Raw genomic sequence first — 16,610 nt, 5'->3', positions numbered from 1 at the left:
GTACGGCACGTTCGTGGGGCGACACGCCGTACCGGCGCCCACGAACGTGCCGTCCGGGCGGGCTCAGGCGGTGCGGCGGCGCCGGAGGAAGGGGTCCTGCAGCGACGGCGGGAGGTAGCCGGCGTCGTCGCGGGCGAGGTTGACGCCCGGCGGGACGATCTCGTCGATCCGGTCCAGCACGTCGGTCGACAGCGTGACGTCGACGGCGCCGAGCTGGGTCTCGAGCTGCTCCATCGTGCGGGGGCCGACGATCGGGGCGGTGACGCCCGGGTGCTGCATCACGAAGGCCAGCGCGAGGTGCACCAGCGTCACGCCGGTCTCCTCGGCCAGGACGGCCAGGGCCTCGGCCGCCTCGAGCTTGGCCTGGTTCTCGGGGCGCGTGAGGTCGTACTGGCTCGACCGCATCCGCGAGCGGTGGTTGTCGGGCGCGTCCTGGCCGGTGCGAAAGCGGCCGGTCAGCCAGCCGCCGTTGAGCGGGCTCCACGGGATGACGCCCATGCCGTACCGCTCGGTCACCGGCAGCAGGTCGGCCTCGATCCCGCGGGCCAGGATCGAGTACGGCGGCTGCTCGGTCACGAAGCGGCCCAGACCGCGCCGCTGCGAGATCCCCTGCGCCTCGACCACGTCGGCGGCCGGGAAGGTCGAGCAGCCGAACGCCCGGATCTTGCCCTGGCGCTGGAGGTCGGTCAGCGCGGCGAGGGTCTCCTCGACGTCGGTCTCCCGCTCGGGGCGGTGCACCTGGTAGAGGTCGATCCAGTCGGTGCGGAGCCGGCGCAGGCTGGCCTCGACCTCCTGGACGATCCAGCGGCGCGAGTTGCCGCGGTTCAGCGGGTTGCCGGTCTGACCCATGTCGACGTCCATCGGCCCGTGGAACTTGGTGGCCAGGACGACCTCGTCGCGCCGGCCCTCCAGCGCCTTGCCGACGATCTCCTCGGACTCGCCGCGGGAGTAGATGTCGGCGGTGTCGACGACGTTGATCCCGCCGTCGAGCGCGCGGTGGATGATCCGCGTCGACTCGTCGTGGTCCGGCTCCCCCCAGGCGCCGAACATCATCGCGCCGAGGCAGAGGGGGCTGACCATCATGCCGGTGGGTCCGAGGCTCCTGTAGTCCATGCCTCGACGCTAGGCCATGTGCCCACACCCTGGGACGTTCGTCACGACCCGGCGGCGTGGGGCGGACCCGGGTTTGACCTGGCCGGTCCGGTGCGGTTGCGTCAGGGGGTGCCCGAGCTCTTCATCGCCGGTCGGTGGCGCGACGCCTCCGACGGCTCCACGCGCCAGGTCCGCTGCCCCGCGGACACCACCCAGGTCGTCGCGGAGGTCTCCGAGGCCACCGCCGAGGACGCGGTCGCCGCCGTCGTGGCGGCCCGCAGCGCCTTCGACAACGGCCCCTGGCCACGCACGCCCGCGCCCGAACGGGCCGCGCTGCTGCACCGCCTGGCGGACCGCCTCGAGACCGACAAGGAGGAGGTGGCCCGGCTCGAGTCCCTCGACACCGGCAAGCGGATGGTCGAGTCGCGCCTCGACGTGGACGACATCGTCACCGTCTTCCGCCACTACGCCGGGCTGGCGCAGGCCGACGCCGGGCGGGTCGTCGACACCGGCATGCCCGACGTGGTGAGCAAGGTCGTCCACGAGCCGGTCGGCGTGTGCTCGCTGATCACCCCGTGGAACTTCCCCCTGCTGCAGACCTCCTGGAAGGTCGCCCCGGCCCTGGCCGCGGGCAACACCTTCGTGCTCAAGCCCAGCGAGCTGACGCCGTCCACCGCGATCTGGCTGATGCGCGCGCTGGCCGACGCCGGGCTGCCCGACGGCGTCGCCAACCTCGTGCTCGGCGCCGGCGACCGCGTCGGCCCGACGCTGACCACCGCGCCCGAGGTGGACCTCGTCTCGTTCACCGGCGGGCTGGTCACCGGGCGACGGGTGATGGCCTCGGCCGCGGAGACCGTGAAGAAGGTCGCCCTCGAGCTGGGCGGCAAGAACCCCAACATCGTCTTCGCCGACGCCGACCTGGAGACCGCGCTGGACATGGCGCTGACCGCGGTCTTCCTCGACTCCGGCCAGGTCTGCTCCGCGGGGGCCCGGCTGGTCGTCGAGGACTCCATCCACGACGAGTTCGTCGACGCGCTGGTGGCGCGCACCGAGCAGATCCGGCTCGGCGGCCCCTTCGACGGCGACGCCGAGACCGGCCCGCTGATCTCCGAGGCGCACCGCGACAAGGTGGAGGCCTACGTCGCGGCCGGCCTCGCCGAGGGCGCGGTCCTCCGCGCCGGCGGGTCGCGGCCCGAGGGGGAGGCCTACGAGCGGGGCTGGTTCTACCGGCCCACGATCCTCGACGGCTGCGCGGCCGACATGAGCTGCGTGCAGGACGAGTCGTTCGGACCCGTGCTGACCGTCGAGACCTTCACCGGTGCCGACGCCGGCGGCCTCGAGGACGCCGCGGTGTCGATCGCCAACGACACCATCTTCGGCCTGGCCGGCGCGGTCTGGACCCGCGACGCCGGACGCGCCGAGCGGGTCGCGGGGCGGCTGCGCCACGGCACGATCTGGATCAACGACTACCACCCGTACGTGCCCCAGGCCGAGTGGGGCGGCTACAAGCAGAGCGGCGTCGGTCGCGAGCTGGGGCTGGCCGGCCTCGACGAGTACCGCGAGACCAAGCACGTGTGGCACAACACCCGCCCCGTCCCCCAGGGCTGGTTCGGACCGAGCGAGGGAGACCCGTCATGAGCGAGCGCTACGACTACGTGATCGTGGGGGGCGGCTCGGCCGGCTCCGCGCTGGGCAACCGGCTGTCGTCCGACCCCGGCACCCGGGTGCTCGTGCTCGAGGCGGGTCGCACCGACACCAAGCTCGACCCGTTCATCCACATGCCGGCCGCGCTGCCGTACCCGATCGGGAACCGGCTCTACGACTGGAAGTACACCTCCGAGCCGGAGCCGCACATGGGCGGGCGGACGGTCTACCACGCCCGCGGCAAGATCCTGGGCGGCTCCTCCAGCATCAACGGGATGATCTTCCAGCGCGGGAACCCGCTCGACTACGAGCGCTGGGGCGCCGACGCCGGCATGGAGCACTGGGACTACGCCCACTGCCTGCCGTACTTCAAGCGGATGGAGACCACCACCGCGGGCGCCGACGCGTGGCGCGGCGGTGCCGGGCCGCTGGTGCTCGAGCGGGGGCCGGCGTCCTCGCCGCTCTTCGGTGCCTTCTTCGAGGCCGTCCAGCAGGCCGGCCACCCGCTGACCGACGACGTCAACGGCTACCGCCAGGAGGGCTTCGCGCCCTTCGACCGCAACGTCAGCCGCGGGCGGCGCCTCTCGGCCAGCCAGGCCTACCTGCACCCGGTGATGAGCCGGCCCAACCTCGACGTCCACACGCTCGCGCAGGTCACCGGCCTGCGGGTCGCCCGGGAGGCCGGCGGGCCCCGCGTCACCGGGGTCGACTACGTGCGCGGCGTGGGACGGCGCGGGGCGCGACGCAGCGTCGAGGCCGGTGAGGTCATCCTCTGCGGCGGCGCGATCAACTCCCCGCAGCTGCTCCAGTTGGCCGGGATCGGCGACCCCGAGCTGCTCAAGCGGCTCGACATCGACGTGATCGCGGACCTGCCCGGCGTCGGGGCCAACATGCAGGACCACCTCGAGGTCTACATCCAGCACGCCGCCAAGCAGCCGGTCTCGATCGCCCCGTGGCTCAAGCACCGGCACAAGCCCCGGATCGGCGCCGAGTGGCTCTTCGGCCGACGCGGGGTGGGGGCGTCGAACCACTTCGAGGCCGGCGGGTTCCTGCGCAGCAACGACCAGGTGGACTACCCCAACCTGATGTTCCACTTCCTGCCCATCGCGATCCGGTACGACGGCTCGCAGCCGGCCGCCGAGCACGGCTACCAGGTGCACATCGGCCCGATGTACTCCGACGTGCGCGGGACCCTGAAGATCCGCAGCACCGACCCGTTCGAGCACCCGGCGCTGCAGTTCAACTACCTGTCGACCGAGAACGACCGGCGCGAGTGGATCGAGATGGTCCGTGCGGCCCGCGACATCCTCGAGCAGCCGGCGTTCGCGCCGTTCTCGGCCGGGGAGATCTCGCCCGGCCCCGGCGTCAGCACCGACCAGGAGATCCTGGACTGGGTCGCCGAGGACGCCGAGACGGCGCTGCACCCGTCCTGCACCGCGCGGATGGGCACCGACGCGGACTCCGTCGTCGACCCCTCGACCATGCGGGTGCACGGCGTGGAGGGGCTGCGCGTCGTGGATGCCTCGGTGATGCCCTACGTCACCAACGGCAACATCTACGCCCCGGTGATGATGCTCGCCGAGAAGGCCGCGGACCTGATCGCCGGGAACACGCCACTGGCGCCCGAGGACGTGCCGTTCTACCGTCACGGAACCGGCATGCCGCTGTACCCGCAGGGGGACCCGCGCAACGACGCGCGGCCCGGCACCGTCCAGGTCCACTGAGCGCCGGCCCCGCGGGGCCGGCGAGGTGAAGAGGAGAACAGCGATGACCGATCTCGACTCACGACCCGGGGCGGCCGGGCCGGTCCCCGAGGAGCCGGCCTCCCGGCTCAACCTGCCGGTGTTCGTCCCGGCGGCGTTGATCACGCTGGCGGTCACCGTCTGGTGCGTGGTCAGGCCGGAGGGGGCCGAGGCCACCCTCGCGTCCCTGGTCGGGCAGGTCTCGACCGGCTTCGGCTGGTTCTACATCGCGCTGACCACCTCGGTGCTGGTGTTCGTGGTCTACCTGGCGTTCTCCAAGTACGGCTCGATCCGGCTCGGGCCCGACCACTCCCGTCCGGAGTTCTCCACCGCGGCGTGGGCGTCGATGCTGTTCGCGGCCGGCATCGGGACCGACCTGATCTTCTACTCCGTCTACGAGCCGGCCGTGCAGTACCTCGACCCGCCCTCGATCGAGGGCGGCACGGTCCAGGCCGCGCGCGAGGGCACGGTGTGGACGCTGTTCCACTACGGCCTGTCCGGCTGGGGCATGTACACGCTGATGGGGATGGCCCTGGGCTACTTCGCCTACCGGATGAACCTGCCGCTCGCGGTGCGCTCGGCGCTCTACCCGCTGATCGGGAAGAAGATCGACGGTCCGATCGGGCACGCCACCGACATCGCCGCCGTGCTCGGCACCATCTTCGGGGTGGCCACCTCGCTCGGCATCGGCGTGGTCAGCCTGAACGTCGGGCTGAACATCGTCTTCGGCCTGCCCGAGGGCCTGGCCACCCAGTCCGCCCTGATCATCCTGGCGGTCGTGATCGCCGCCGTCTCGGCCACCACCGGGGTCGAGAAGGGGATCAAGATCATCTCCCAGATCAACGTGCTGCTGGCGATCGCGCTGGCGCTGTTCATCCTGGTCACCGGGCGCACGGCGTACCTGCTCGACGCACTGGTGCTCAACGTCGGTGACTACGCGCGGCTCTTCCCGGAGATGACCAACCAGACCTTCGCCTTCGAGGAGAACAGCGGCTGGATGGGGTTGTGGACCCTGTTCTTCTGGGCCTGGTGGGTCGCCTGGTCCGCCTTCGTCGGGATGTTCCTGGCGCGGATCTCGCGCGGGCGCACCATCCGGCAGTTCGTGCTCGGCGCCCTGATCATCCCCTTCACCTACATCGTGATGTGGGTCAGCATCTTCGGCAACGCCGCCCTCGACCAGATCCGGAGCGGCAACGCGTCCTTCCAGACGGTCATCGAGGAGGGCGTCGACCCGTCCGAGGGACTGTGGGCGCTGCTGCAGGAGTACCCCGCCTTCCCGGTGGTCGCGACCCTGGCGATCCTGGTCGGGCTGCTGTTCTACGTCACCTCCGCCGACTCCGGCGCCCTGGTGATGGCCAACCTGTCCTCCACCCTCCGCTCCAGCAGCGACGACGGCGCGGCCTGGCTGCGGATCTTCTGGGCGACCGCCACCGGCGCGCTGACCCTGGCGATCCTGCAGGCCGGGAGCATCTTCGCCCTGCAGTACGCCACGATCATCGTGGGGCTGCCGTTCGCGATCGTGCTGGTCCCGGTGATGTGGGGGTTGTACCGGGCGCTGTCGGTCGAGGCCCAGGTCGCGGAGAGCCGGTCCGGGATGCTGCCGGGCATGCTGTCGAGCCGCAGCGGGTCCGCCGAGCCGGCCGGCCGGCCCAGCCACGTGCCCTGGCAGGCCCGGGTACGCCGGGTCATGACGTTCCCGGACCGCGCGAAGGCCGACGACCACCTCGCCTCCGTCGTGGGTCCCGCGCTGGCGGAGGTCGCCGACGAGCTGCGGAGCCAGGGCGTGGGCGTCGAGGTGGTCGAGCGCGCCGACGAGGACGGCCAGCCCGGGACCGAGCTGGTCACCGACGTCGGTGCCGAGCTGCCCTTCGTCTACCGGGTCCAGCGCTGCGACCAGCCGATCCCGTCGTACGGCGGGTGGGCGCCCCGCGGCGACGAGCGCTACTCCCGCCTCGAGGTGCACCTGCGCGACGGCGGGCAGGGCTACGACGTGATGGGCTACAGCCGGACCCAGCTGATCGACGACGTGCTGGACCAGTACGAGCGGCACCTGGAGTTCCTGCGCCTGCACGACGCGTCCGGGACCTGACCGGGCCGGGCCGGCGCCAGGACGGTCAGGCGCCGACCATGTCCAGGCAGGCCCGGACGGCCACGTCCTCCCACCGGGCGACGCGGCGCAGCATGTAGTGCCCCACCCGACCCATGTCCTCGAAGCCCGTCGAGGCGGCGACCGGTCCGGCGCGACGCACGTAGTCCCGCGTCATCCGGGCCGAGGTGATCCGGTCCGCGCGGCCGTGCGCGGCGCGCAGGTGACGGCCGGTGAGGGCGGAGACCGGGTCGGAGCGGTCCCACCACGGCGCCAGGGCCACCACGCCGACCACCGAGGGGTCGTCGGCGACGTGGACGGCGGTGCGCGCGCCCATCGAGTGCCCGAGCAGCACGACCGGCACCTCGCCGAGCTCGTCGCGCACCTCGGCCAGGGCCCAGCGCGCGTCCTCGGTGGCCGAGGCGCCGGTGCCGTTCCAGCCGCGCTCGCGGTAGCGCACCAGCCAGGTGGCCGCGCCGGCCTGGTGGAGCCGGGGAGTGACCCCGCGCTGGAGCGCGGCCATCCGGCGCCAGGACGCGCTCCGCGCCCCGACCTCGTCGCGGCCGTGCGGCTTGCCGCCGTGCAGCAGCAGCACCACCGAGGTCGGGGCGGAGGTCGGGTCGGAGGTCGGGTCGGAGGTCGGGTCGAGCCGGGTCAGGGAGGGAGCGGGCACGTGCTCCAGTGTGTCCGGCAGGTAGAAGGGGGCCGTCGCCCGCACGGGCGAGCGGGGCTGTCGGCGGGACCCGGCAGGATGAACCCATGAGCACGCCCGAGCCGGCGCCCACCGAGGCCCGCGACGAGCACCGCCAGCTGGTCGAGGACGTCGAGGACGCGCGCTGGCGCTACTACGTCCTGGACGACCCGACCCTCGACGACGCCGACTTCGACCGGCGGATGCGGCGCCTGGAGGAGCTCGAGGAGGCCCACCCCGAGCTGCGGACGCCGGACAGCCCGACGCAGAAGGTCGGCGGGGCGGTCTCGACCGAGTTCACCGCGGTCGACCACCTGCGCCGGATGGAGAGCCTGGACAACGCCTTCTCCGACGAGGAGCTGGCCTCCTGGCACGCCCGGCTGGCCCGCGACGGCGTGGTCGACCCACAGCTGCTGGTCGAGCTCAAGGTCGACGGCCTCGCCATCAACCTGCTCTACGAGCGCGGCCGGCTGACCCGGGCGCTGACCCGGGGCGACGGGCGTACCGGGGAGGACGTCACGCCCAACGTCCGCACGATCGACGGCGTCCCCACCCGGCTGAGCGGCACCGACGAGCACCCGGTGCCCGACCTGGTGGAGGTGCGCGGCGAGGTGTTCCTGCCGACCGCGGCCTTCGAGCGGCTGAACGAGGCGATGACCGAGGCCGGCAAGCCGGTCTTCGCCAACCCGCGCAACGCCGCGGCCGGCTCGCTGCGGCAGAAGGACCCGCGGGTCACCGCGACCCGGGCGCTGGGGATGGTCTGCCACGGCATCGGCGCCCGCGAGGGCTTCGAGCCCGGGTCGCAGTCGGGGGCGTACGACGCCCTCGCCGCCTGGGGCCTCCCGGTCTCCGACCGGGTCCGCGTGCTGGACAGCCTGGCCGAGGTGCGCGAGTTCGTCGAGCACTACGGCGAGCACCGCCACGACGTCGAGCACGAGATCGACGGCGTCGTGGTCAAGGTCGACGACTACGCGCTGCAGCGCCGGCTCGGCTCGACCAGCCGCGCGCCGCGGTGGGCGATCGCCTTCAAGTACCCGCCCGAGGAGGTCAACGCCGAGCTGCTGGCCATCGAGGTCAACACCGGGCGGACCGGCCGGGTGACCCCGTTCGGTCGGATGGTGCCCACCCGGGTGGCCGGGTCGACCGTCGAGATGGCCACCCTGCACAACGCCCACGAGGTGCGCCGCAAGGACGTGCGCCCCGGTGACACCGTCGTGCTGCGCAAGGCCGGCGACGTGATCCCCGAGATCGTCGGGCCGGTGCTCGCGCTGCGTCCCGAGGGCCTGCCCGCGTGGCAGATGCCGACCGAGTGCCCCTCGTGCGGCACCCCGCTGACCCAGCAGAAGGAGGGAGACAAGGACCTGCGCTGCCCCAACCACCGGGCCTGCCCGGCCCAGGCGCTCGAGCGGGTCTTCCACGTGGCCGGGCGCGGGGCCTTCGACATCGAGGGTCTCGGCTCGGAGGCGGCGCACGCCCTGCTGACGGCCGGCGTGATCACCGACGAGGGCGACGTCTTCGACCTCGACGAGGACAAGCTGCTGCGCACCGAGCTCTTCACGCGTGCGGCCAAGAAGGGCGAGGACGCCGACGAGCGCGGCCGGGTCCTGTCGGCCAACGGTCGCTCGCTGCTGGCCGGGCTGGCGGCCTCGCGCGAGGTCCCGCTGTGGCGGGTGCTGGTGGCGCTCTCGATCCGCCACGTCGGCCCCACCGCCGCCCGGGCGCTGGCCACCGAGCTCGGCTCGATGGAGGCCATCCGCGCGGCCACCGAGGAGCAGCTCGCCGACGCCGACGGCGTCGGGCCGACGATCGCCGAGGCCGTCACGGAGTGGTTCCGCGTCGACTGGCACGCCTCGATCGTCGACCGGTGGACCCGCGCGGGCGTCTCCATGGCCGACGAGCGCGACGAGTCCGTCCCGCGCACCCTGGAGGGCCTCACCGTCGTGGTGACCGGCTCGCTCGAGGGCTACAGCCGCGACTCGGCCAAGGAGGCGATCCTGTCCCGCGGCGGGAAGGCCTCGGGGTCGGTCTCGAAGAAGACCGACTTCGTCGTGGTGGGCGAGAACGCCGGCACCAAGGCCGAGAAGGCCGAGCAGCTCGGCGTCCCCGTCCTCGACGAGGCGGGGTTCACCGCGCTGCTCGCCGACGGACCCCCGCCGGCCCCCGAGCCGGTCCCCGAGGACCCGCCCGAGGACCCGGTTCAGGACTCGTAGGTCACCCCGCCGAGGCGCAGCTCCTGGCTGGAGCCCGGGGCGGGGGCGTCGTCGCCCTGGTCGGGCAGGTCCTCGATCTCGAGCCCGGTCCGGGTGCACGCGCCGTCCACCGGCGAGCAGGCGAGCAGCGTGTCCCCGGTGACGACGAACGGCTCGCCCTCCGGGGTCCAGCCGGGGAACCCCTGCCCGACCTCGGGCGGGAGCAGGACCGCGCTGCCGGTGGCGATGTCGACGACGGAGGCCTCCGTACCCTCGGACCCGCCGGTCGTGTAGTCCTGCTCCGGGACGAGCAACGCGTACCGCCCGTCGGGCGAGAGCCGGACGTCGACGAAGATCCCGTCCTCGGTCGGCACGTCCACCAGCACCTCCCCGGTGGCCACGTCGACGACGCCACTGCCACCCCGGTCCGTCCTGACGGCGTGACCGCCGGCCACCTGGGGGAGGAGGGTGTCGAGCCCGCTGTCGACCACCTCGCCGGTGCGCCAGTCGACGGCCCAGGTGGTGCGGCCGCCGCCGACGTAGACGGTGTCGCCGTCCAGCGAGACGGGTGGCGGCGACCAGGAGAAGCGGCCCGGTACGGGGACGCGAGCGACCTCGGTGTCGGTGCCGACGTCGCGCACGACGACCTCGGCGCCCCCGGGCGTGGCCTCGGCCCACGCCAGGTAGGGCTGGGCGGGGTCGGTGGCGTGCGCGGTCTCCTCGGTCTCGACCGAGACCGGGCTGACCGAGCGGTCGGGCCGGACGAGGGAGAAGCGCTGGGGCCCGCCGCCGTCGCTGGCGGGGTCGTCCCCGTGACGTACCAGGACTCCCGCGGAGGTGTAGTAGAGCGACTTCACGACCGTGTCGTCGACCCGCGCGGACGTCGCGCCGTCGTCGAGGTAGACCGTGCGACCGACGGAGAAGACCGCACCGGAGCCGGCTGCCGGGTCGGAGGCGGTGTCGGGGGAGGGGGCGTCCCGGTCGAGACCACCCAGCCCCACGGCAGCACCCGCGACGACGACCGTCAGCGCCCCCGCGGCGGCTGCGGCGGCCACGGTGCGGCGCCGTCGGCGTCGCCGACCGGCCACCAGCACGGCCCCGGCGGGGGCCGGGGGGACGGTGAGGCCGTCGGCCTCGTCGCGGAGCATCTGCTGCAGGCGGTCAGTCACGGGTGGCTCCCAGGGAGGAGGGGACGACGGCGTCGCCGAGCAGCGTCCGGAGGCGGGCGAGGGCGTCGGAGGTCTGGGACTTGATCGTGCCGTCGCTGACGCCGAGCAGGCGGGCGGTCTCCGCGACGGACAGGTCCTCGTAGTAGCGCAGGACCACGACGGCCCGCTGTCGTGGGGCGAGGGTGGCGAGGGCCGCGACCAGCAGGGGCCGGTCGTCCGGGTCGCCGACCGGACCGGGCCGCTCGGGCAGCACGTCGTGCGGCGACTCGGCGTTCCACGACCGGCGTCGGAACCACGACGTCGCGGTGTTGACCAGGACGGTGCGGGCGTAGCCCGGCGCCGCCGCGACGTCGCGGACCTTCGGCCACGAGGCGTAGGTCTTCGCCAGCGCGGTCTGGACGAGGTCCTCGGCCTCCCCGCGATCACCCACCAGCAGGTAGGCGGTGCGGTAGAGCGAGGGCCACGACGCGTGCACCAGGGCGGTGAACTCGTCGTCACTGGGGGATCGGGGCATCCGGACCTCCTCGGTCGGTCACCCTCCCAGATGCGGTGGACCCCCCGTCCGGTTGGGCCGGACGCAGCACGACCCGCCACCGGGGACGGTGGCGGGTCGCGGGTGCTGCGGGTCCTGCAGGCGCTCAGGCGGTGAGCTTCGCGGACACCGAGAGGCAGCGGGTGACCAGGTGGTCGATGCTCGCGTGGTCGTCGTCGGTCAGCTCGCTGCCGGCGCCGGTCACCTTGCCGACGCCGTACGGGTTGCCGTCCGTGGCGCCGAACTTGATCGGGTCGGTGTAGCCGGGGGGGACGATGATCCCGCCGAAGTGGGCGAACGTGGTGTGCATCGCCTGGAGCGTGGTCTCCTGGCCGCCGTGCAGGGTCTGGCTGGCGGTGAAGGCCGAGTAGACCTTGTCGGCCAGCTTGCCCTGGCCCCAGAGCGGGCCGAGGGTGTCGATGTAGGACTGCAGCTGGCTGGTCACGTGGCCGTAGCGGGTGCCGGAGCCCATCAGGACCACGTCGGCCCAGTCGATGTCGTCCGGGGTGGCGGTCGGCTGGTCGGCGACCTCGTCGACGTGCGCCTTCCAGGCGTCCTGCGACTCGACGGCCTCGCGGGGGGCGGTCTCGGCGACGTGGCGCAGGCGCACCTCGGCCCCGGCCTGCTCGGCGGTGCGCGCGGCGCGCTGCGCCATCGCGTGGACCGCGCCGTAGCCCGAGTAGTAGATGATCGCGACCTTCGTCATGGAGCGTCCTCCTGAGGAGCTAGAAACTTGAACTTTCAACCGAGTGTACCCACCGACCCCTGAGGAGCCGCCGGGCGACGGCTCCTAGGATGGCGGGCATGCCTGAAGCCCGGATCACCCGCGAGGAGGTGCGCCACCTCGCCGACCTCGCCCGGATCGACCTCGACGACGCCGAGCTGGACCACCTCGCCCCCCAGCTGTCCGTGATCCTAGAGTCGGTGGCCTCCATCGCCGGGGTCGCCGGCGACGACGTGCCGCCGACCTCCCACCCGCTGCCGCTGACCAACGTGTTCCGCGCCGACGTCGTCGAGCCGGGCCTGAGCCCCGAGCAGGCCCTCGGCGGCGCCCCCGCGACCGAGCAGCAGCGCTTCTCCGTCCCGCGGATCCTGGGGGACGAGCAGTGAGCGCCGACCCCACCCGCAGCAGCGCCGCCGCCCTGGCCGCCGCGCTGGCCGCCGGGGAGACCACGTCGGTCGCGCTGACGCAGGCCGCGCTCGACTGCACCGCCGAGGTCGACGGCAGCGTCCACGCCTACCTCCACGTCGACGCCGAGGGCGCGCTGGCGCAGGCCGCCGCCTCCGACGACCGTCGCGCCGCCGGGCAGCCGGCCTCGCCCCTGGACGGCGTGCCGGTCGCGGTCAAGGACGTGCTGGCCACGCAGGGCCTGCCCACCACCTGCGGCTCGCGGATCCTGGAGGGCTGGCGCCCGCCGTACGACGCGACCGTGGTGACCCGGCTGCGCGCCGCGGGCCTGCCGATCCTCGGCAAGACCAACATGGACGAGTTCGCGATGGGCTCCTCCACCGAGCACTCCGCCTACGGCCCCACCCACAACCCGTGGGACCTCGACCGGATCCCCGGCGGTTCGGGTGGCGGGTCCGCCGCGGCCGTGGCGTCCTTCCAGGCCCCGCTGGCCCTCGGCACCGACACCGGCGGCTCGATCCGCCAGCCCGGCGCCGTGACCGGCACCGTCGGGATGAAGCCGACCTACGGCGCGGTCAGCCGCTACGGGCTGGTCGCGCTGGCGAACTCCCTGGACCAGGTCGGTCCGGTGACCCGCACCGTCGAGGACGCCGCGATGCTGCACGAGGTGATCGGGGGCCACGACCCCCGCGACTCCACCTCGGTCGAGCAGCCGCTCACCGGTCTGCTCGACGCCGCCCGCCAGGGTGCCCAGGGCGACCTGACCGGCGTCCGCGTCGGGGTGATCCGCGAGCTCGGCGGCGAGGGCTACCAGGCCGGCGTCCTGACCCGGTTCACCGAGACCGTCGACCTGCTCGTCGGGGCCGGCGCCGAGGTGGTCGAGGTGTCCTGCCCGAGCTTCGAGCACGCGCTGGCCGCCTACTACCTGATCCTGCCGGCCGAGGCCTCCAGCAACCTGGCCAAGTTCGACGCCATGCGCTACGGTCTGCGGGTCCTGCCCGAGGGCGTCGACTCGCCGTCGGCCGAGCAGGTCATGCGCGCCTCGCGCGACGCCGGCTTCGGCGACGAGGTGAAGCGTCGGATCATGATCGGCACCTACGCGCTGTCCAGCGGCTACTACGACGCCTACTACGGCCAGGCCCAGAAGGTGCGCACGCTGATCAGCCGCGACTTCGCCGCCGCCTTCGAGCAGGTCGACGTGCTGGTCTCGCCGACCGCGCCCACCACCGCCTTCAAGCTGGGCGAGAAGCTGGACGACCCGATCGCGATGTACCTCAACGACCTCGCGACGATCCCGGCCAACCTGGCCGGGCTCCCGGGCATCTCGGTGCCCAGCGGCCTGGCAGACGAGGACGGGCTGCCTGCGGGCTTCCAAGTCCTCGCCCCGGCCCTGGCCGACGACCGCTGCTACCGCGTCGGCGCCGCCGCCGAGGCGCTGCTGACCCAGAAGTGGGGCGGCCCGCTCCTGGACCGCGCCCCCGCCCTGACCACCCCTGGAGGATCGCTGTGAGCGACACCCTGGTCGCCTGGGACGACGTCCTCGCGGCGTACGACCCCGCCCTCGGGCTGGAGGTGCACGTCGAGCTGAACACCGCCTCGAAGATGTTCTGCGGGTGCGCCACGGAGTTCGGTGCCGAGCCGAACACCCAGGTCTGCCCGACCTGCCTGGGCCTGCCCGGGGCGATGCCGGTGGTCAACGCGACCGCGGTGGAGTCCGCGATCCGGATCGGCCTGGCGCTGAACTGCGACATCGCCGAGTGGTGCCGCTTCGCGCGGAAGAACTACTTCTACCCCGACATGCCGAAGAACTTCCAGACCAGCCAGTACGACGAGCCGATCTGCTTCGACGGCTACCTCGACGTGGCCGTGCCGACCGAGGACGGCGGCACCGAGACGGTCCGGGTCGAGATCGAGCGCGCGCACATGGAGGAGGACACCGGCAAGTCGCTGCACGTCGGCGGCGCCACCGGCCGCATCCACGGGGCCGACCACTCGCTGGTCGACTACAACCGCGCCGGCATCCCGCTGATCGAGATCGTCACCCGCCCGGTCACGGGCACCGGCGCCCGCGCGCCGCACGTGGCCAAGGCGTACGTCGCCGCGCTCCGCGAGATCCTGCTCGGCCTCGGCGTCTCCGACGTGCGGATGGAGCAGGGCTCGCTGCGCTGCGACGTCAACCTGTCGCTGGCCCCGAAGGACCAGGGGGGCCTCGGCACGCGCACGGAGACCAAGAACGTGAACTCGCTGCGCTCGGTCGAGCGGGCGGTGCGCTACGAGATGCAGCGGCACGCGGCCGTCCTGGGCGACGGCGGGTCGATCCTGCAGGAGACGCGGCACTGGCACGAGGACACCGGGGTCACCACCTCGGGTCGCGAGAAGTCCGACGCCGAGGACTACCGCTACTTCCCCGAGCCGGACCTGGTGCCGGTCGCGCCCTCGCGGGAGTGGGTCGAGCAGCTGCGTGCCGCGCTGCCCGAGCCCCCGGCCGTACGCCGGGCGCGCCTGCAGGGGGCCTGGGGCTTCTCCGAGCTCGAGATGCGCGACACCGCCAACGCCGGCGCCCTGGGCGTGGTCGAGGAGACCGTCGCGGCCGGTGCGTCGCCGCAGGCCGCGCGCAAGTGGTGGCTGGGTGAGCTGGCCCGCGCGGCCAACGACTCCGGCAAGGACATCGCCGCGCTCGGCGTCGCCCCCGCCGACGTGGCCCGCGTGCAGGCCCTGGTCGACGAGGGCACCCTCAACGACAAGCTGGCCCGCCAGGTGATCGACGGCCTCGTGGCCGGCGAGGGCACCCCCGACGAGGTCGTGGCCGCCCGTGGGCTGGCCGTCGTCTCCGACGAGGGCGCGCTCTCGGCCGCCGTGGACGCAGCGATCGGGGCCAACCCCGACGTGGCCGACAAGATCCGGGCCGGCAAGCACGCCGCAGCCGGGGCCCTGATCGGCGCCGTGATGAAGGAGATGCGCGGCCAGGCCGACGCGGCCCGGGTGCGCGAGCTGGTGCTCGAGAAGCTGACGTGAGGCGGGGTCACGCCGGGCTGCCGGCGCTGCTGGTCGTGGGGTCGCTGGCCCTGGCGGGCTGCTCCGGCGGGTCGTCCGGGCCCACCGCGGACCCGTCGGCGCCGCCGTCCTCCCCGGCGCCGTCCCCGGACGCCGTGGCGGCCGCGGACTGGCTGGGCGGCCAGCTGACCGACGGCCTCGTCGTCAACGAGCAGTACGACGTGGCCGACGTCGGGCTGAGCATCGACGTCGCCCTCGGGCTGGCCGACGTCGACCCGGTGACCGCCGCGGCGGTCGGGGACGCCGTGACGGAGCCGCGCACGCTCGCGGGGTACGTCGGCGACCCGGACACCGCGGCGTACGCCGGGGCGACCGCCAAGGCGGCGGTGCTCGCGACGACGCTGGACCTCGACCCCACCGACGTCGGCGGCCTCGACCTGCCGGCGCGGCTCGAGGGCCTGGTCTCGACCGAGGGTCCGACCGTCGGGCGCGTGGTGGACGCCGGACCCGACGACTTCGCCAACGTGGTCGGGCAGACCTTCGCCGTGCGCGCCCTCGACGGTGCGGGCGACGGCGACCTGGCCGACGACGTGTCCGCCTTCCTGGTCCAGCAGCAGTGCGACGACGGAGGCTTCCGCAGCACCTTCAGCGCCCCCCGGGCCGCCGACCAGGGGTGCGGGGACGCCGACGTGCCCGACACCGACACCACCGCCCTGGCCGTGGTCGCGCTGCTCGGCCGTGACGACGACGAGAAGGCCGCCGCGGCCGCCGAGGAGGCCCTCTCCTGGCTGCTGGCCGAGCAGGGGGACGACGGCTCCTTCGCCGGTGGCGTCGTCGGCGCCCAGGACGACCCCGAGCCGAACGCCAACAGCACCGGCCTGGCCGGCCAGGCGCTCGCCCTGGCCGGTGAGGACGACGCGGCCGGGCAGGCCGCGCGCTGGGTCTCGGGGCTGCAGGTCGACGCCGACGCCCCGGGGCCGCTGGCCGAGGAGGTCGGGGCCGTGGCCTACGACCAGGACGCGCTCGACCGCGGCGCCGGGCAGGGCATCACGGTGCCCCAGCAGGACCAGTGGCGGCGCACGACCGCCCAGGCCGTCCTGGCCCTGGCCGCGGTGCCCGGCGCCTGACCCGCGCCTGACCGGCCCGGATCGGCGCCGTCGACGCGGCGCGGGTCGGGCCCGCACAGATGTACAGTGCGGCTCGCACCACCTCGTACGCCCGTGGCGGGGGAAGCCGGTCCGAGTCCGGCGCTGACCCGCAACCGTAGGCCCCCTCGCGGGGCGAGCCGGAACGCCTGCCACGACGCGTCCCTGATCACATCGCTGTCGTGGAAAGCAGCGGG

At 73.7% G+C, this 16,610-nt stretch carries 13 protein-coding genes; 8 read left to right on the top strand and 5 right to left on the bottom strand.

The features are described 5' to 3' along the window. Positions 1–63 precede the first annotated feature (63 nt). A complete protein-coding gene (locus ENKNEFLB_RS16620; RefSeq protein WP_214056403.1) occupies positions 64–1,113 on the bottom strand; it encodes an aldo/keto reductase in 1,050 nt (349 codons plus the stop codon). Between the two features lie 108 nt (positions 1,114–1,221). Between ENKNEFLB_RS16620 and ENKNEFLB_RS16615 the strand changes: the two genes are divergently transcribed. Genes ENKNEFLB_RS16615 through betT form a run of 3 tightly spaced genes read left to right on the top strand, consistent with a single transcriptional unit; the run spans position 1,222 to position 6,567 of the window. Beyond that, entirely contained in the window at positions 1,222–2,730 is a 1,509-nt protein-coding gene (locus ENKNEFLB_RS16615; protein ID WP_214056402.1) for an aldehyde dehydrogenase family protein, read from the top strand. Beyond that, positions 2,727–4,460, top strand: a complete 1,734-nt coding sequence (gene betA, locus ENKNEFLB_RS16610; RefSeq protein ID WP_214056401.1) for a choline dehydrogenase — start codon at positions 2,727–2,729, stop codon at positions 4,458–4,460. Before ENKNEFLB_RS16615 ends, betA begins: the two co-directional genes overlap by 4 nt. A 43-nt stretch (positions 4,461–4,503) precedes the next feature. Next, positions 4,504–6,567, top strand: coding sequence for a choline BCCT transporter BetT (betT, locus tag ENKNEFLB_RS16605; protein ID WP_214056400.1), 2,064 nt, complete (start codon positions 4,504–4,506; stop codon positions 6,565–6,567). A 25-nt stretch (positions 6,568–6,592) separates the two neighbouring features. On the opposite strand, the gene ENKNEFLB_RS16600 is transcribed toward betT, so the two are convergent. Then, positions 6,593–7,237, bottom strand: coding sequence for an alpha/beta hydrolase (locus ENKNEFLB_RS16600; protein ID WP_246535619.1), 645 nt, complete (start codon positions 7,235–7,237; stop codon positions 6,593–6,595). Between the two features lie 86 nt (positions 7,238–7,323). Between ENKNEFLB_RS16600 and ligA the strand changes: the two genes are divergently transcribed. Further along, positions 7,324–9,465: an NAD-dependent DNA ligase LigA gene (gene ligA / locus ENKNEFLB_RS16595; protein ID WP_214056399.1), complete on the top strand. Its 2,142-nt coding sequence runs from the start codon at positions 7,324–7,326 to the stop codon at positions 9,463–9,465. On the opposite strand, the gene ENKNEFLB_RS16590 is transcribed toward ligA, so the two are convergent. From ENKNEFLB_RS16590 to wrbA, 3 genes are all read right to left on the bottom strand, one after another. Next, positions 9,453–10,613: a YncE family protein gene (locus tag ENKNEFLB_RS16590; protein ID WP_214056398.1), complete on the bottom strand. Its 1,161-nt coding sequence runs from the start codon at positions 10,611–10,613 to the stop codon at positions 9,453–9,455. The genes ligA and ENKNEFLB_RS16590 overlap by 13 nt on opposite strands. Further along, positions 10,606–11,127, bottom strand: a complete 522-nt coding sequence (locus ENKNEFLB_RS16585) for a SigE family RNA polymerase sigma factor (RefSeq protein WP_214056397.1) — start codon at positions 11,125–11,127, stop codon at positions 10,606–10,608. The genes ENKNEFLB_RS16590 and ENKNEFLB_RS16585 overlap by 8 nt, the downstream gene beginning before the upstream one ends. Before the next feature lie 124 nt (positions 11,128–11,251). After that, entirely contained in the window at positions 11,252–11,851 is a 600-nt protein-coding gene (gene wrbA / locus ENKNEFLB_RS16580; RefSeq protein WP_214056396.1) for an NAD(P)H:quinone oxidoreductase, read from the bottom strand. 98 nt (positions 11,852–11,949) lie between these two features. On the opposite strand from wrbA, the gene gatC reads away from it, so the two are divergent. From gatC to ENKNEFLB_RS16560, 4 genes are read left to right on the top strand one after another with little or no spacing between them, the layout of a single operon-like run. Continuing rightward, on the top strand, positions 11,950–12,255 hold the full coding sequence (gatC, locus tag ENKNEFLB_RS16575; RefSeq protein ID WP_214056395.1) for an Asp-tRNA(Asn)/Glu-tRNA(Gln) amidotransferase subunit GatC: 306 nt from the start codon (positions 11,950–11,952) through the stop codon (positions 12,253–12,255). Then, positions 12,252–13,784, top strand: coding sequence for an Asp-tRNA(Asn)/Glu-tRNA(Gln) amidotransferase subunit GatA (gatA, locus tag ENKNEFLB_RS16570; protein ID WP_214056394.1), 1,533 nt, complete (start codon positions 12,252–12,254; stop codon positions 13,782–13,784). The genes gatC and gatA overlap by 4 nt, the downstream gene beginning before the upstream one ends. Beyond that, the gene (gatB, locus tag ENKNEFLB_RS16565; protein WP_214056393.1) at positions 13,781–15,289 is read left to right on the top strand and encodes an Asp-tRNA(Asn)/Glu-tRNA(Gln) amidotransferase subunit GatB; all 1,509 of its coding nucleotides are present in this window, start codon (positions 13,781–13,783) and stop codon (positions 15,287–15,289) included. Before gatA ends, gatB begins: the two co-directional genes overlap by 4 nt. After that, positions 15,286–16,395, top strand: coding sequence for a prenyltransferase/squalene oxidase repeat-containing protein (locus ENKNEFLB_RS16560; protein ID WP_214056392.1), 1,110 nt, complete (start codon positions 15,286–15,288; stop codon positions 16,393–16,395). Before gatB ends, ENKNEFLB_RS16560 begins: the two co-directional genes overlap by 4 nt. The last annotated feature ends 215 nt before the right edge of the window (positions 16,396–16,610 follow it).

Source organism: Nocardioides aquaticus (assembly GCF_018459925.1).
In the GTDB taxonomy this organism is placed as follows: domain Bacteria; phylum Actinomycetota; class Actinomycetes; order Propionibacteriales; family Nocardioidaceae; genus Nocardioides; species Nocardioides aquaticus.
This window is presented reverse-complemented; position numbering and strand designations above follow the sequence as displayed.

Excerpts from the sequence above, each read along its gene's own strand:
- ENKNEFLB_RS16585 (WP_214056397.1), bottom strand. The coding sequence starts at position 11,127 with ATGCCCCGATCCCCCAGTGACGACGAGTTCACCGCCCTGGTGCACGCG.
- ENKNEFLB_RS16620 (WP_214056403.1), bottom strand. The coding sequence starts at position 1,113 with ATGGACTACAGGAGCCTCGGACCCACCGGCATGATGGTCAGCCCCCTC.
- ligA (WP_214056399.1), top strand. The coding sequence starts at position 7,324 with ATGAGCACGCCCGAGCCGGCGCCCACCGAGGCCCGCGACGAGCACCGC.
- gatC (WP_214056395.1), top strand. The coding sequence starts at position 11,950 with ATGCCTGAAGCCCGGATCACCCGCGAGGAGGTGCGCCACCTCGCCGAC.
- betA (WP_214056401.1), top strand. The coding sequence starts at position 2,727 with ATGAGCGAGCGCTACGACTACGTGATCGTGGGGGGCGGCTCGGCCGGC.
- wrbA (WP_214056396.1), bottom strand. The coding sequence starts at position 11,851 with ATGACGAAGGTCGCGATCATCTACTACTCGGGCTACGGCGCGGTCCAC.
- betT (WP_214056400.1), top strand. The coding sequence starts at position 4,504 with ATGACCGATCTCGACTCACGACCCGGGGCGGCCGGGCCGGTCCCCGAG.